This is a genomic window from Amycolatopsis sp. w19 (assembly GCF_051373225.1).
Lineage (GTDB): Bacteria > Actinomycetota > Actinomycetes > Mycobacteriales > Pseudonocardiaceae > Amycolatopsis > Amycolatopsis japonica.
On sequence record NZ_JBPQFM010000019.1, the window covers coordinates 22,994 to 36,422 of the forward strand.

A 13,429-nucleotide genomic window follows, 5' to 3' on the forward strand; every position below is an offset into this window, starting at 1 on the left:
AGCCCCTTTCGCTTCGGCGAAAGGGGCCTTTTCGGTCGACCGGCTCAGACGGTCTTCATCATTCCGCCGTCGATCACCAGATCCGCACCGCTCATATTGGCCACCTTGCCGGAGGCGAGGAACACCACGAGCGCCGCGATCTCCTCCGGGTCGGCGAACTCGCCGGTCGAGGTGCCGACGGTGGCGGGCAGCTGATCCTTGAAGGTGTCCAGCGTGGCACCGGCTCGTTGGGCGATCATTTCGCCGGGACCGCCGGGCGAAGTCCACAGATCGGTCCACACCGGGCCGGGTGAAATGGTGTTCACCCGCAGACCCTGTCCGCCGAACTCCTCGGCGAGTGCCTTGCCGAGATTCGACACCGCGGCCTTGACCGCGGATTGCGCGACCAGCCGGGGCTGGGGCAGTTTCGCGTTGACCGAACTGATGTTGATCACCGCGCCGCGGCGCTCGAGAAGGCTCGGCAGCGCGGCCCGCGTCGCACGGACATTCGACATGAACGTCACATTGAAGGTGTGCAGGAAAGCCTCGTCGTCGAGCTGGAGAAATCCGCCGGGCGGCGTCGACGTGCCCGCGACATTGTTGACCAGCAGGTCGATTCCGCCATGCTGGTCGAGAGCGTGCCGTACGACGCGGGCGGGCTCGTCGGGATGGCCGAGATCGGCCTCGAGCGCGTCCGCGGTCAGTTCCTTCAATCCGGCGGTGACGGTGCGGCTGCCCGCGACGACGGTGTATCCGTCTTCGACCAGCGCGCGAACGATCGCGAGGCCGATCCCCCTTCCGGCTCCGGTCACTACAGCGACACGTGTTTTCTTCGTCGTCATGAGAGGTGTCCTCCACCGCTTCAGCGGCAATAGTCGTGCTGGATCGAATCCCGCATCGGCCCGAACAGGCGACCGTCCCGGAGGTTCGTCCCGCCAGCGGGACGAACCTCCGGCCGTCGATCGGGCTCTGTGAAAACCGCGTTCACGTGTAATATCCCTTTCGGTGAGCGTCTCCGCGCCGCCGACAGGCATTTACCGTCATCACGTCGATTTCGTACTCAATATATCCTCTGCCGCCCGGTCGAGTATCAGGACCATCCAGTTCTCCAGATGATCATCCGCCTGTTGTGCGGCGGCTCGCCAGCGCTCGACGCGTTCCCTGGCGACGGCCAGTCTCGGCACCACCGAGGCAGGCTCCGCACCGGTCTTCTTGTTCGCTTTGATCCCCCGCAGCCGGCGGCGTAGCTCATTGCGCGACCATCTTTCTTTCTCGGCACGGTCCAGCCAATGGTCCTGTTCCCTGGTGTCGAGTGCGGCGACCTCGGCGTGATGCTGGAAACTCAGCAGTTCACGGCGTCTCTCCAGTTGGAAACGGCGCGTGACCCAGGCATAGTTACGCAGGGTCTGATAGTCGAGGCCCGCGGCGTCGATCGCCCGGACATAGCGATCGGCGTAGTTCTCCTGACCGCAGACCAGCCAGTCGCCAAGGCACCAGGCCGATGAATCGAAGATCCGGGAAAGCTGCAGTCCCGCTCGTTCCCAGTCGCCATAGGTGAGGCTGGGCGGAATACGCAGGCCAAGGCGCGAGATCAGCACCTGGTCGGCGCGGACCTGCGGTTTCGGTTCTACTTGCGCCGGCTCGAGAACATCTCGGTTGGTTGGTGGCACAGTTCCCCCTGAAGGGTCGGACATTGTCGTTTGGTGTACTCGCGATGAATTCCAGACGGCGTGGATCGACGCGGCAGACAATGGGCGACCTGACGGAGCCGTCGATGAAACGATAATGGACGGCCCCCGCGCGTCTCACTCCGTGAAACCGCTCCGGGTATACCGGCTGGACGCCGTGAACTCACCGCATGGACACCCCCCATAGGCCACCTCCGATAGTAGCCCAGTCGTTACTCATGTGCGTTGCCCGTGACACCTGTTACGGGCTACTCCGAATGCGCACCCAATCGTCGCAGTGCTCTGGTAGGCTCGCGCTCACTTGGTGGCATGGGGGCCCGCCGAGGATGGGGTGTTGTTGGGGGCAGTTGCGCATTTTCTCCGACGGCTCGTCTCGATGACGACGTCCGTCGTCCTTGTTCTGCCCCCTGGTCTACAGCGCGTATTCGACATGACTTCAGTGGGGAAAACAATGGAAGAAAGAATCGCCGATGCCGCGCGCGGAAAGGGCAGGCGGGCATTTCTCAGCGCAAGCGCCGGGTTGGCCGTCGGCGCCGCCGCGCTCCCGTTCCTCGGCTCCGGGACCGCGAACGCGACCGATCGTACGACCGACGCGTTCGGTCCCTTCACCGTCAAGCCGGGCGACCCCCGTTACGGGGAATTGATCACCGGCAACAATCAGCGCTGGGTGGGTTCTCCCGACTGTTTCCAGCTGGTCGGCTCGACCCAGCAGGTCGTCGACGCCGTCCAAGCCGCGGTCACGTCGGGCAGGCGGATCGCCGTGCGCAGCGGCGGACACTGCTACGAGGACTTCGTCAGCAATCCCGACGTGCGCACGGTGATCGACATGTCCGAAATGGACTCGGTCTCCTACGACCCGAACATGAAGGCCTTCGCCGTCGAACCCGGTGCGCGGCTGCTGAATCTGTACGCCACCCTGTACAAGGGCTGGGGCGTGACCCTCCCCGGTGGACGGTGCTACTCGGTGGGCGCGGGCGGCCACATCTGCGGCGGCGGCGATGGTCCGCTGTCCCGGCGCCTCGGGCTCACCGTCGATCATCTGTACGCCGTCGAGGTCGTCGTGGTCGATCAAACGGGCAAGGCGCGCAGTGTCGTGGCGACCCGCGAGCCCGCCGATCCCCATCGTGATCTGTGGTGGGCGCACACCGGTGGCGGCGGCGGGAACTTCGGCGTGATCACCCGCTACTGGCTGCGCTCGCCCGGCGTGAGCGGTGCCGATCCGGCGAACGCGCTGCCCAAACCGCCGTCGACCGTCCTGGTCAACGGAATGTCGTTCTCCTGGGCGGAACTCACCGAGGCGAAATTCGCCAGGCTGGTGAAGAACTTCACCGGATGGCACGAGCGCAACAGCGCACCGGATTCGCCGGGTACGGCATTGTCGGCTTCGCTCGCCCTCAATCACAAGTCCAACGGCAACGTGGGCATGTTCGTCCAGGTCGACGGCGACGTTCCGAACGCGGAGCAGTTGCTGCAGGATTTCGTGACCGAGATTCGCGACGGCGTGTCGGCGACGATGCTTCCGCTGAGCGGAAACGTGGGCGAATACAGCGCGATGCCACAGCTGGTCAATGCCCAGCGGCTGCCCTGGTTCCAGTCGGTTCGGCTGCTGGCGACCAATTCGCCCATGCTGACGAATCCGACGCTACGCGCCGACCACAAGTCGGCCTACCACCGCAAGGCGTTCACCGACGCGGACGTGGCGGTCGTCTACAAGCACCTCACGAGCACCACGATCGACAACCCGAACGCGATGCTGCTGTTGCTTCCGTACGGTGGGAAGGTGAACGCCGTGGACCAGGCCGCGACCGCCGCCTCGCACCGGAGTTCGGCGTTCCAGGCGCTCTGCCAGACCTTCTGGTCCGCTCCCGGCGACGACGCCAAGAACCTGGCCTGGGTCCGCGCGTTCTACGCCGAGCTCTACGGCGCCACCGGGGGCGTGCCCGTCCCCAACGACCGCACCGACGGCTGCTACGTCAACTATCCCGACACCGACCTGTCGGACCCCGCGTACAACTCTTCCAAGGTTCCCTGGCACGACCTGTACTACAAGTCCAATTACGCACGCCTGCAACAGGTCAAGGCCAAATGGGACCCGAAGGACATCTTCCGGCACAAGCAATCCGTCAAACGTCCGTCCTGATCCGTGCTTATTCGGCGCTCGCCCGGGAGGCCTCTTTGGCCGCCTTCTTGAAGGCGCGGACCTGGGCGAGCGTTTCGGGGCTGGTGACGTCGGCGATGGAACGGCGGGAGCCGCGGTCGCCGTAGGCGCCGGCGAGGGCGCGCCAGCCTTTGGGCTGGACGCCCAGTTGTTTGCCGAGGAGCGCGAGGAGGATCTTGGCCTTCTGCTCGCCGTAGCCGGGGAGTGCTTTGAGGCGTTTGAGGACCTCTTCGCCGTTGGGTTTGGGGCGGCCTGCCGTCCAGATCGCGGTGGTGTCGCCGTCGTAGTGCTCGATGACGTGCCGGGCAAGGGTCTGGACGCGCCGGGCCATGGAGCCGCCGTAGCGGTGGATGGCGGGTGGGGTGACGCAGAGTTCGACGAACGTCTCGGTGTCGGCTTCGGCGATTTTGTGGATGTCGAAGCCGTCCATCCGGTCGGCGATCTTCTTCGGTCCCCGGAAGGCGTGTTCCATGGGGTACTGCTGATCAAGGAGGAGCCCGGTCACCAGGGCGAACGGATCGTCGTTGAGCAGCTTGTCGGCGTCGGCGTCGCCGGTCAGTCGGAGCTCGTTCGGCATGACATCATCTTCCCGGATCAGTGGTGGCGCGGCGGTTACCCGCGATACGCGCGTCCTGCGCCCAGGATCTCACGATCTGGCCGGAGCGCGCGTCCTCATCCGTGCGGATCCACCAACAGGTCCGCCGCCGCGGTCGTGACGGCGTCCGACACCGCCGCCAGCGCGGGGGAGTCGAGTTTCCACTGCTGCCAGAACAGTGGTACGTCGATCGGGTGATCCGGGTCGAGGCAGGCGAAGGTGCCGTCGCGCAGCCGGTCGCCGATCTGCGCGAGCGGCACCATGCCCCAGCCCATGCCGGCCGCGACGGCGTCGAAGAACCCTTCGGACGACGGGACGTAGTGCCGCAGTGAGCTCGCGATCGTGCCGCGCTCGCGCGCGAAGCGGTCCTGAAGGTCGTCACGGCGGTCGAAGACGACGACGGGTGCTTCGGCGAGGTCGAGGTCCGTGCCGAGCGCCGGGCTCACGACGGCCAGGTAACGCATGTGCCCGAGCCGGTGCACCGAACACCCCGCGACCGGATCGGGTGACGACGTCACGGCGGCCATCACCAGGCCCTCCCGCAGCAGGGTCGTGGTGTGGTCCTGGTCCTCGCGATGCAGTTCGAAGCAGATCTTCTGCTCGGGCGGCACCCGCGTGAGGGCGGGCAGGAACCAGGTCGCCAGCGAATCCGCGTTCACCGCGATCGGCAGCCGGACCGGTTCGTCGCCGGCGGTCAGGCCGAGTTCGGCCCGGGTGTCGGCCTCCAGCAGGGCCATCTGACGGCCGAACCGCACCACCGCCTGCCCGGATTCGGTCAGGCGCACCGGTTTCGTGCGGATCATCAGGACAAGGCCGGTGCGCTGTTCGAGCGCCTTGACGCGCTGGCTGATCGCCGACGGCGTCACGTGCAGCGCCGACGCCGCCGCGTCGAACGTGCCTTCGTCGGCGACCACCAGCAGCGTGCGGACCAGGTCGAGCGGCAGATCTGTCATCACGAACGCTAATCTTACGTAAGAATCTTTAGCTGTACTGTTGACGATCGGCTTCCTAGCCTGGTCCGTATGGGAGACGTTCTGTTCAGCCTGGGCGCCGGATTCGGCGCCACCATGGCCCTCATCGTCGCGATCGGCGCCCAGAACGCGTTCGTGCTGCGCCAGGGCATCCGTCGCGAGGCGGTGCTCGTGGTGGTGCTGATCTGCATCTTCTCGGACGCCATCCTGGTCAGCCTCGGCGTCGGCGGGGTCGGCGCGCTGGTCGGGACGTCACCCGAAGCGCTGACCGTCGTCGCCCTGATCGGCGGCGCCTTCCTGCTTTGCTACGGCGCTCTCGCGGCCCGCCGCGCGTTCAAACCGGCCGCGCTGGAGACCGGCGGCCCGGAGACCGGCGGATCGCTGCGCCGCATCGTGCTGACCACGCTGGCGATCACGTGGCTGAACCCGCACGTCTACCTCGACACCCTCCTCCTGCTCGGCGCGATCGCGGCCGGGCACGGCAGCGACCGGTGGGCGTTCGGGGTCGGTGCCGTGTCGGCCAGCGTGCTCTGGTTCCTCGCGCTCGGTTTCGGCGCGCGGCTGCTCAGCGGGTTCTTCCGCAAACCGTCGTCGTGGCGGGTGCTGGACGGCCTGGTCGCCGCGACGATGATCGGTCTGGGCGTGGCGCTGGTGGCCGGCGCCTGATCACGGCAGGCGGGCCAGCTCTTCGGCGGTGAGCACGAGATCGGCCGCGGCCGCCGAATCGCGGATGGTGACGGGCCTCGTCGAGCCGGGGATCGCGATCATCGACGGTGACTTCGCGAGCAGCCACGCCAGGCACACCCGCTGGGCGCTGACGCCGCGTTCCTCCGCCACGGCACGGAATTCCGCGCCGATCCCGCGGAGCGGGCCCCACGGCAGATACGCGAGCCCGAGTTCGGTGCACAGAGCCAGCTCCGGTTCGTGCACCAGATGCGCGGGCGCGTGCTCGTTCTGCACCGAAACCAGTGTCTCGCCGAGGATCTCCCGTGCTTCGAGGATCTGCGCCCGGGACACGTTGGAGATCCCGGCGAGCCGGATCTTGCCTTCGTCCGCCAGTTCCTTGATCGCGCCGACGGACTCCGCCCACGGCACGTTCTCGTCGGGCTTGTGCAGCTGGTAGAGCCCGATCGCGTCGACGCCGAGCCGGTTCAGCGAACCCTCGCAGGCGGCCTTGAGATGCGCGGGAGTCCCGGTGACGGTCCATGAGCCGTCACCGGGACGGCCACGGCCGCCCTTGGTCGCCACGAGCACCGCGTCCGCTCCACTGTGGACTGACAGTGCGGCGGCGATCAGCTCCTCGTTGTGGCCGATTTCGTCCGCGTGCCAGTGGTAGGAATCGGCCGTGTCGATCAGCGTGACCCCGGCGTCGAGCGCGGCGTGGATGGTGGCGATCGCGCGGTCGCGATCCGGTCGGCCTTCGATCGACAGCGGCATCGCGCCAAGGCCGATCGCGCTCACTTCGACGTCTCCGATGCTGCGATAACGCATGGGGGTCAAGCCTTTCTGAGTTCTTCGACGGCTTCGCCGAGCCAGTCGGTGGTGGTGGAGAAGGAGAAGCCGAGGCCGGTCGCGCGCGAGGTGTCCAAGACGGCGTAGCGGTCGAAGGAGAACGGCGAGGCGTCCTGCTCGACGACCCGGAACTCCGGCTCCGCGCTGATCGCGGCGGCGAGCTCGAGCACCGACAGTTCTCCGTGCGAACCCGCGTTGACCGGACCGGTGAAGTCCGCGAGCGTGGCCCAGGTCAGGAAGTCCGCGATTTCACGCGCATGGATGAACGTCGAGGGTCGCGGATCCGCGTGGATGTCCACGGCGTCCCCGGCGTCCAGCCGTTCGACGTAATGCCGCAGCCGCCCGGTGAAGTCTTCGCCACCGAGGACGTGCGCGACGCGTACCGGGACGAACGGTGTGTCTCCCGCGGCGAAGACCGTCTCGGCCTGCCGCTTGCCATCGCCGTAGTCGTACTCGGGAAGTTCGAGATCGACGGTCGCCGGGGTGACCAGCGATTCGGTCATCGGGGTCTCGGTCCGGACCTGGTCGTAGACCTCGATCGTGGACGTCATGACGTAGCGGTCCGCGCGCAGGACACGGCGCGCGATCTCCGCCTGGACCGGCGTGTAGCAGACCTGGTCGAGCACGACGTCGAACGAACGGGAACCCAGCGCGGCCTTGAGTTCGACTTCGTCGTCGCGGTCGGCGATCAGCTGCGCGACGCCGGACGGCGCGGGGGTGGAGCCGCGGTTCAGGACGGTGACGTCCATCCCGGCATCGCGCAGCCGCTCGACCACCCCGCGGCCGAAGTACCGGCTTCCGCCGAGAACGAGCACTTTCTTCATGGGCACCAGTGTTACGGTGGTGATCCAGGTGTTTAAAGGGGAAAACATGGGTGAAACAGCCGGATCGCTGAAAGAACCTCGGTCGAATCGAGGATCCACTGAAAACTCACTGGACGTGATCGATCGGCGACTTCTCGAACTCCTTCAGGAGGAAGGCCGCATCACCCTGAGCGAACTCGGGCGCCGTGTCTCGCTGAGCCCCGCCGCCGTCGGCGAACGCGTCAAACGCCTCGAAGCCGACGGCACGATCACCGGCTACGCGGCCCTCGTTTCGCCGTCCGGGATCGGTCTCGGGCTGCGGGCGTTCGTGCGGATGGCGCCGCACAGCGGGTTCACCGTCCGGCATCCGCGCACGCGGAAGATCATGGACCGCCCCGAAATCCTCGAACTGCACCATGTGGTGGGGGAGGACTGCTGGATCCTGAAGATCGCCGTGCGGGACACGAGCCACCTGGAAGAACTGCTGGAGGACCTGTCCGCATTGGGCGCCACGACGACGTCGATCGTCATGTCCAGCCCGATCGAGAGGCGCGTGGTACTGCCCTTGTGATCTGTCACAAGAGGCGGCGTGTAAGTCTGGTCGTTCTCCCGGTTCCGCTCGTCGATTTGTGACGCATGATGACTTGCATCACATACTGACGAGTAACCGGAGGCAGGGATGCGGGCTCGGATCCTCACCACGCTTGTCGCGGCCTTGACGTTCACGATCGCCGTCCCGGCGGTGGCGAGCGCGGCGCCGTCGAGCGGTTGGAACGACTGGTCGTGCGAGCCGAGCGCGAGCCATCCCGAGCCGGTGGTGCTGGTGCACGGCCTCGGCGGCAACGCGACGACCAACTGGTTCTACCACGCGCCGAAGCTCAAGGACGCCGGCTACTGCGTCTATTCGCTGACCTACGGCTCCACCGTCCTGGGTGGACGGTTGTTCGGCGGGCTCGCCTCGATGCGGAAGAGCGCGGCCGAACTCGGCGCGTTCGTCGACCGCGTGCGCACGAGCACCGGCGCGGACAAGGTCGACATCGTCGGGCATTCCGAGGGGACGACGATGCCCGCGTACTACCTCAAATTCGAGGGAGGTGCGGAGAAGGTGAAGCATTTCGTCGGCTTCGGCTCGAACTTCAAGGGCACGTCGCTCAACGGCTTCTCCGAGCTCGCGAAGGCCGTGCTTTCGCTGCCAGGGATCGACCTGCTCGCCGACGGCGTCTGTGGGGCGTGCCGTGAATACCTCGCGCCATCGGCGTTTCTCGACGACCTCGCCCGCGGTGGGGTGAGCGTGCCTGGGCCGACGTACACGAGCATCGTGAGCCGACACGATCGAGTGGTCACGCCGTACACCAGCGGTGTGCTCGGCGAGCCGGGCACGACCGACATCGTGTTGCAGGACCGGTGCGGCGTGGACGTTTCCGGGCATCTCAGCCAGGCGATCGACCCGAACGTGACAGGCCTGATCCTCAAGGCGCTCGACCCGGAAGGCGCTCCCGCGCCGAAGTGCGTGCCGTTCTTCGCGCCGCTGTAGACCTCAGGGCCTGGTCGCGTGCACGACGAACACCGACCGGACCCGATCGTCGGACTCGACGTCGAGCCGCTTCACGGTCACCTCGGTGAAGCCGGCTTCGGTGGCCAGTTCCGCCGCGTCGTCCTCGGTTTCCGGCAGCTTCAGGTCGGTGGGGACGATCGCGGCGAACGCCTCCGACGGCCGGAACGCGGACGCGATCGGCAGGCTGAAACCGACCCGTCCGCCCGGGCGCAGCGCACGCAGCCAGTCGCGCAGGGCGGCCGCGCCGAGGAAATGCAGCGAGGACGCGCACAGCACCGCGTCCGCGCCCTCGTCCTCCACCGGCGACGGGACCGCGGAGGCGACCTGCCAGGTGATGCGCTTGCCGGGATCGTGAGTCGCCGCCTTCGCCTCGGCCTGGGCGATCATGCCCGGCGAGATGTCGATCGCCAGCACTTCGCCCGGCTCCAGGCGCAGCGCGGCGAACGCGGCCACCCCGGTCCCGGTCGCGACGTCGAGAACGCGCTCGGGCGCGGTGCTGCCGAGACCGTCGACGAGCGCGTCGGCGACGAGGCCGTGGAAGGTGTCTTCGTCGTAGTGCGCGGCGATGCCGTCGAACAGCCCGGCCGCGATCTCCTCGCTCACGACCGCGACCCTATCCGGGAGGCGGCGCCGCCCGGCGAAACCCAGGTCGACGCGGTGATACCAGCACAGCTCCGGGTCGCCTTCGAGCCAGCACAGCAGGACGTCGACGCCGTCGAGCTCGGCGGGGAAGTCGATCAGGAGCGGGGCGAACCCCTTCAGCTCCGCACCCGTCCGCTGGACGGTGGTCATCAGGTCGTCCAGCCGGGCCTGCGCGGCCTTCCACTCCGGCATCCCGCCGAGCGAGGTCTCCCGGCCGCCCGGGCGCAGGGAAGCGGCGAGCTCGGCCGCGTCGGCGCGGAGACGGACGAGCTCATCGAGCACCGGGCGTAGCCGGGCGAGCTCGGCGCGGGCTTCGGGAACGGTGAACAGACCCATGCGCCGATGGTCCCAGCCCGCTCAGCGGCGCCTCCGGGCGAGTCTCGACGCGAGGCCCGCGCCGATCAGGAGGAAACCGGTCGCGAGCAGGCCGCCGATGAACAGCCAGCTCGTGACGCCGTAGGTGACATCGTTCTGCGGCAACAGCTTCACCAGCCGGAAACCCCACTCCGGGACGGCGATGGTGGCCACGCCGGGTGCGACGCCCCAGACGAGACCGCCGAGGATCGGGCCGGTCGCCGAGAGCGCGCCGAGCAGCCCGACGGCGAACAGGAGGATCCCGCCGCCCACGAGCAGGCCGATGCTGAAGACGTCACGCTGGGTGCTGAGCGTCGCCTGGACGAGCATCTGCTGCCGCAGCCCGCCCCAGGCCAGCAGGCCGAGGGCGACCGGCGTCAGGATCAGGCCGCCCGCGCCACTGAGGACGCGTCGCACACCTCGGCCGGCGCGCGGGTCTTCGGCGCCCAGGTCGTCGTCGAACGGCTCGTACGGTTCGTACGACTCGACGTCCTCGTACGGTCTCCGGGGATCTCGCGGGTTTTCGGGTTGCTCGTACTCGCCGTACTCCTGGTAGTCCTCGTCGTCGTACTCCGCGACGTACCGGTGCGATGACATGGGCGGGTCACCTCCCTTGCCCCGGACTACGGACGCCGGCCCCCTTCGGTTCACTTTGATCTCCGCGGAGCGCGTTTAGCCCGCTAAACGCGATTTGAACGACGGCGCGAGAGGGTGCCCACCAGGCCCGCCCCGATCAACAGGAAACCGCTCCCGACCAGCGCGCCCATGATCAGCCAGGTCAGCAGGCCGACGCCGAGTTCCCTGGCCCCGACGTCGTAGACGAGGCTCATGATGTCGTGAGGGCTCAAGAAGAACGCGAGGCCCGGCAGCACACCCCACAGCAGCCCGCCCAGCACCGGCCCGATCCCGGACAGCGCCCCGAGGAACGCGACGCCGAGCAGAAGCAGGCTGCCGACGATCAGCAGGATCAGGCCGAGCGGGTCTTCGGCGACGCTGTAGGCACGCGAGAAGCCCTGCTGCAGCCGCGAGCCGCCGTAGATCGTGACGCTCAACGCGACCGGCGTGAGCAGGAAACCGCCGAGCCCGCTGATCACCCGGGGCACCGCCCGGCTGCTTTGCCTAGGCTGGGGGTAAGGCTCCGGCGTCGCCGGCTGCCCGTGCGGTGGCACGGCGTAGGGGTCGGTGGTCATGAGGTCCGCCTTTCCGGTGGCCGACGTGCCGATTGTCGGGTTCGGTTCGATGATGGCGCGGTCGCCGCCGTTCCCGTGACGGCCGGATGGCCGTCGTACGACCGGGTGACGTCGGACACATCAGCCTCGTGGAGACTTGATACCGACCACTACTGGAACCATCCAGGACCGTTAAGCAGTACGCTTGTACCGCTACCGGAGAGACTGAAGAAGAACGCGAAGATCCGCGGAAGGAGCACCGCTGCTCATGGCCAAGATCAAGGTCCAGGGCACCGTCGTCGAGCTCGACGGTGATGAGATGACCCGCATCATTTGGCAGTTCATCAAGGACAGGCTGATCCACCCGTACCTGGACGTGAACCTGGAGTACTACGACCTGGGCATCGAGGAGCGGGACCGCACCGACGACCAGATCACCGTCGACTCCGCCAACGCGATCAAGAAGCACGGCGTCGGCGTCAAGTGCGCCACGATCACGCCGGACGAGGCGCGCGTCGAAGAGTTCGGCCTGAAGAAGATGTGGCTCTCGCCCAACGGGACGATCCGCAACATCCTCGGCGGCGTGATCTTCCGCGAGCCGATCGTCATCCAGAACATCCCGCGCCTGGTACCGGGCTGGACCAAGCCGATCATCATCGGCCGTCACGCGCACGGTGACCAGTACAAGGCGACCAACTTCAAGGTCCCCGGCCCGGGCACGCTGACCATGACCTACACCCCGGCCGACGGTTCCGAGCCGATGGAGTTCCAGGTCGCGCAGTACCCCGAGGGCGGCGGCGTCGCCATGGGGATGTTCAACTTCCGCAAGTCCATCGAGGACTTCGCGCGCGCCTCGCTGCAGTACGGCCTCGACCGCGAGTACCCGGTCTACATGTCGACCAAGAACACCATCCTGAAGGCCTACGACGGCATGTTCAAGGACGTGTTCGAGGAGATCTACCAGGCCGAGTTCAAGGCCGACTTCGACGCCAAGGGCATCTCCTACGAGCACCGCCTGATCGACGACATGGTCGCCGCGGCGATGAAGTGGGAGGGCGGCTACGTCTGGGCCTGCAAGAACTACGACGGTGACGTGCAGTCCGACACGGTCGCGCAGGGCTTCGGCTCGCTGGGCCTGATGACCTCGGTGCTGCGCACCCCGGACGGCAAGACCGTCGAGGCCGAGGCCGCGCACGGCACGGTGACCCGGCACTACCGCCAGCACCAGCAGGGCAAGCCGACCTCGACGAACCCGATCGCGTCCATCTTCGCGTGGACCCGTGGCCTCGAGCACCGCGGCAAGCTGGACTCGAACCCGGAACTGATCGGCTTCGCGAACAAGCTGGAGCAGGTCGTCATCGAGACCGTCGAGAGCGGCAAGATGACCAAGGACCTCGCGCTGCTGATCAGCAAGGACCAGCCGTTCCAGACCACCGAGGAGTTCCTCGCGACGCTGGACGCCAACCTGGCCAAGAAGATCGCCCAGGGCTGAGTCTCGTAAGCGCTCGAAGGCCCCCTTCCCTCGCGGAAGGGGGCCTTTCGCGTTGTGACGGTGGGTAGCCCGTGACCGGCCGGGTTGGCGCCTCCGGGTGGTAGGCGATCCGGGATCTGGGCGGCCGCCCCGGCTTCTGCCACTCTGGACCGGACAGAAAACGATTCCCTTGTTCGAGGAGTGACCATCATGGCCATCTCGAAACCGGTCTTGTTCATCGGCGGTGGACTGGCGCTGATCGTCGTCGTCGCCATCTCGGGACAGGACAGGGAGTCGAGCGCGTCGAGCCCGACCGGTTGCCAGGTCGTGGTGACGGCGGACGTGCTCAACGCGCGCGACGCCCCCGGTGGGCAGAAGATCGTCGGCAAGTACGTCAAGGACGCGAAGATCGACGCGCAGCCGGTGGTCGAGAACGGCTTCCGCAAGATCGCCGAGGGCAAATGGGTTTCGGCCGAGTTCGCGCCCCCGGTCGAAGGGTCGAAATGTGGCCCGTGACCTGCGGCTTCGCGTT

Annotated in this window: 15 protein-coding genes; 6 read left to right on the forward strand and 9 right to left on the reverse strand. The window is 67.2% G+C overall.

Annotated features, from left to right (window positions below; genetic code table 11):
- Positions 1-44 precede the first annotated feature (44 nt).
- Positions 45-821: an SDR family NAD(P)-dependent oxidoreductase gene (locus ACSMFO_RS30200; RefSeq protein WP_436461365.1), complete on the reverse strand. Its 777-nt coding sequence runs from the start codon at positions 819-821 to the stop codon at positions 45-47.
- 201 nt (positions 822-1,022) lie between these two features.
- Positions 1,023-1,649: an LmbU family transcriptional regulator gene (locus tag ACSMFO_RS30205; RefSeq protein ID WP_228694724.1), complete on the reverse strand. Its 627-nt coding sequence runs from the start codon at positions 1,647-1,649 to the stop codon at positions 1,023-1,025.
- 469 nt (positions 1,650-2,118) lie between these two features.
- Here ACSMFO_RS30205 and ACSMFO_RS30210 point away from each other — a divergent pair, with 469 nt between their 5' ends.
- Positions 2,119-3,807, forward strand: a complete 1,689-nt coding sequence (locus tag ACSMFO_RS30210; RefSeq protein ID WP_436461366.1) for an FAD-binding oxidoreductase — start codon at positions 2,119-2,121, stop codon at positions 3,805-3,807.
- 7 nt (positions 3,808-3,814) lie between these two features.
- Here the strand turns inward: ACSMFO_RS30210 and ACSMFO_RS30215 are convergent, their stop codons facing one another.
- Positions 3,815-4,402, reverse strand: coding sequence for an HhH-GPD-type base excision DNA repair protein (locus tag ACSMFO_RS30215; RefSeq protein WP_038519499.1), 588 nt, complete (start codon positions 4,400-4,402; stop codon positions 3,815-3,817).
- A 95-nt stretch (positions 4,403-4,497) separates the two neighbouring features.
- Complete coding sequence (locus tag ACSMFO_RS30220) at positions 4,498-5,376, reverse strand: LysR family transcriptional regulator ArgP (protein WP_436461367.1); 879 nt, start codon at positions 5,374-5,376, stop codon at positions 4,498-4,500.
- 66 nt (positions 5,377-5,442) lie between these two features.
- Between ACSMFO_RS30220 and ACSMFO_RS30225 the strand changes: the two genes are divergently transcribed.
- The gene (locus ACSMFO_RS30225) at positions 5,443-6,057 is read left to right on the forward strand and encodes a LysE/ArgO family amino acid transporter (RefSeq protein ID WP_037332475.1); all 615 of its coding nucleotides are present in this window, start codon (positions 5,443-5,445) and stop codon (positions 6,055-6,057) included.
- On the opposite strand, the gene ACSMFO_RS30230 is transcribed toward ACSMFO_RS30225, so the two are convergent.
- Positions 6,058-6,882, reverse strand: a complete 825-nt coding sequence (locus ACSMFO_RS30230; protein ID WP_436461368.1) for an aldo/keto reductase — start codon at positions 6,880-6,882, stop codon at positions 6,058-6,060.
- Between the two features lie 5 nt (positions 6,883-6,887).
- Positions 6,888-7,727, reverse strand: coding sequence for an NAD-dependent epimerase/dehydratase family protein (locus tag ACSMFO_RS30235; RefSeq protein WP_436461369.1), 840 nt, complete (start codon positions 7,725-7,727; stop codon positions 6,888-6,890).
- Positions 7,728-7,842: 115 nt separating this feature from the next.
- On the opposite strand from ACSMFO_RS30235, the gene ACSMFO_RS30240 reads away from it, so the two are divergent.
- Both ACSMFO_RS30240 and ACSMFO_RS30245 read left to right on the forward strand, forming a co-directional pair.
- Positions 7,843-8,277, forward strand: a complete 435-nt coding sequence (locus tag ACSMFO_RS30240; RefSeq protein ID WP_198941760.1) for an Lrp/AsnC family transcriptional regulator — start codon at positions 7,843-7,845, stop codon at positions 8,275-8,277.
- A gap of 108 nt (positions 8,278-8,385) precedes the next feature.
- Entirely contained in the window at positions 8,386-9,240 is an 855-nt protein-coding gene (locus tag ACSMFO_RS30245) for an esterase/lipase family protein (RefSeq protein WP_436461370.1), read from the forward strand.
- A 3-nt stretch (positions 9,241-9,243) separates the two neighbouring features.
- On the opposite strand, the gene ACSMFO_RS30250 is transcribed toward ACSMFO_RS30245, so the two are convergent.
- The 3 genes from ACSMFO_RS30250 to ACSMFO_RS30260 form a co-directional block, all read right to left on the reverse strand.
- Positions 9,244-10,239, reverse strand: coding sequence for a DUF2203 family protein (locus tag ACSMFO_RS30250; RefSeq protein WP_436461371.1), 996 nt, complete (start codon positions 10,237-10,239; stop codon positions 9,244-9,246).
- A gap of 21 nt (positions 10,240-10,260) precedes the next feature.
- On the reverse strand, positions 10,261-10,854 hold the full coding sequence (locus ACSMFO_RS30255; RefSeq protein WP_436461372.1) for a hypothetical protein: 594 nt from the start codon (positions 10,852-10,854) through the stop codon (positions 10,261-10,263).
- An 83-nt stretch (positions 10,855-10,937) separates the two neighbouring features.
- Positions 10,938-11,447, reverse strand: coding sequence for a hypothetical protein (locus ACSMFO_RS30260; protein WP_436461373.1), 510 nt, complete (start codon positions 11,445-11,447; stop codon positions 10,938-10,940).
- 247 nt (positions 11,448-11,694) lie between these two features.
- Here ACSMFO_RS30260 and ACSMFO_RS30265 point away from each other — a divergent pair, with 247 nt between their 5' ends.
- Both ACSMFO_RS30265 and ACSMFO_RS30270 read left to right on the forward strand, forming a co-directional pair.
- Complete coding sequence (locus tag ACSMFO_RS30265; RefSeq protein WP_038519480.1) at positions 11,695-12,918, forward strand: NADP-dependent isocitrate dehydrogenase; 1,224 nt, start codon at positions 11,695-11,697, stop codon at positions 12,916-12,918.
- Between the two features lie 189 nt (positions 12,919-13,107).
- On the forward strand, positions 13,108-13,413 hold the full coding sequence (locus ACSMFO_RS30270) for a hypothetical protein (RefSeq protein WP_083650038.1): 306 nt from the start codon (positions 13,108-13,110) through the stop codon (positions 13,411-13,413).
- Positions 13,414-13,429 lie beyond the last annotated feature (16 nt).

What these genes read in the sequence shown, in the direction of transcription:
- ACSMFO_RS30200 (WP_436461365.1), bottom strand. Translation starts at nt 821, where the DNA reads ATGACGACGAAGAAAACACGTGTCGCTGTAGTGACCGGAGCCGGAAGG.
- ACSMFO_RS30210 (WP_436461366.1), top strand. Translation starts at nt 2,119, where the DNA reads ATGGAAGAAAGAATCGCCGATGCCGCGCGCGGAAAGGGCAGGCGGGCA.
- ACSMFO_RS30215 (WP_038519499.1), bottom strand. Translation starts at nt 4,402, where the DNA reads ATGCCGAACGAGCTCCGACTGACCGGCGACGCCGACGCCGACAAGCTG.
- ACSMFO_RS30225 (WP_037332475.1), top strand. Translation starts at nt 5,443, where the DNA reads ATGGGAGACGTTCTGTTCAGCCTGGGCGCCGGATTCGGCGCCACCATG.
- ACSMFO_RS30230 (WP_436461368.1), bottom strand. Translation starts at nt 6,882, where the DNA reads ATGCGTTATCGCAGCATCGGAGACGTCGAAGTGAGCGCGATCGGCCTT.
- ACSMFO_RS30235 (WP_436461369.1), bottom strand. Translation starts at nt 7,727, where the DNA reads ATGAAGAAAGTGCTCGTTCTCGGCGGAAGCCGGTACTTCGGCCGCGGG.
- ACSMFO_RS30245 (WP_436461370.1), top strand. Translation starts at nt 8,386, where the DNA reads ATGCGGGCTCGGATCCTCACCACGCTTGTCGCGGCCTTGACGTTCACG.
- ACSMFO_RS30250 (WP_436461371.1), bottom strand. Translation starts at nt 10,239, where the DNA reads ATGGGTCTGTTCACCGTTCCCGAAGCCCGCGCCGAGCTCGCCCGGCTA.
- ACSMFO_RS30255 (WP_436461372.1), bottom strand. Translation starts at nt 10,854, where the DNA reads ATGTCATCGCACCGGTACGTCGCGGAGTACGACGACGAGGACTACCAG.
- ACSMFO_RS30260 (WP_436461373.1), bottom strand. Translation starts at nt 11,447, where the DNA reads ATGACCACCGACCCCTACGCCGTGCCACCGCACGGGCAGCCGGCGACG.
- ACSMFO_RS30265 (WP_038519480.1), top strand. Translation starts at nt 11,695, where the DNA reads ATGGCCAAGATCAAGGTCCAGGGCACCGTCGTCGAGCTCGACGGTGAT.
- ACSMFO_RS30270 (WP_083650038.1), top strand. Translation starts at nt 13,108, where the DNA reads ATGGCCATCTCGAAACCGGTCTTGTTCATCGGCGGTGGACTGGCGCTG.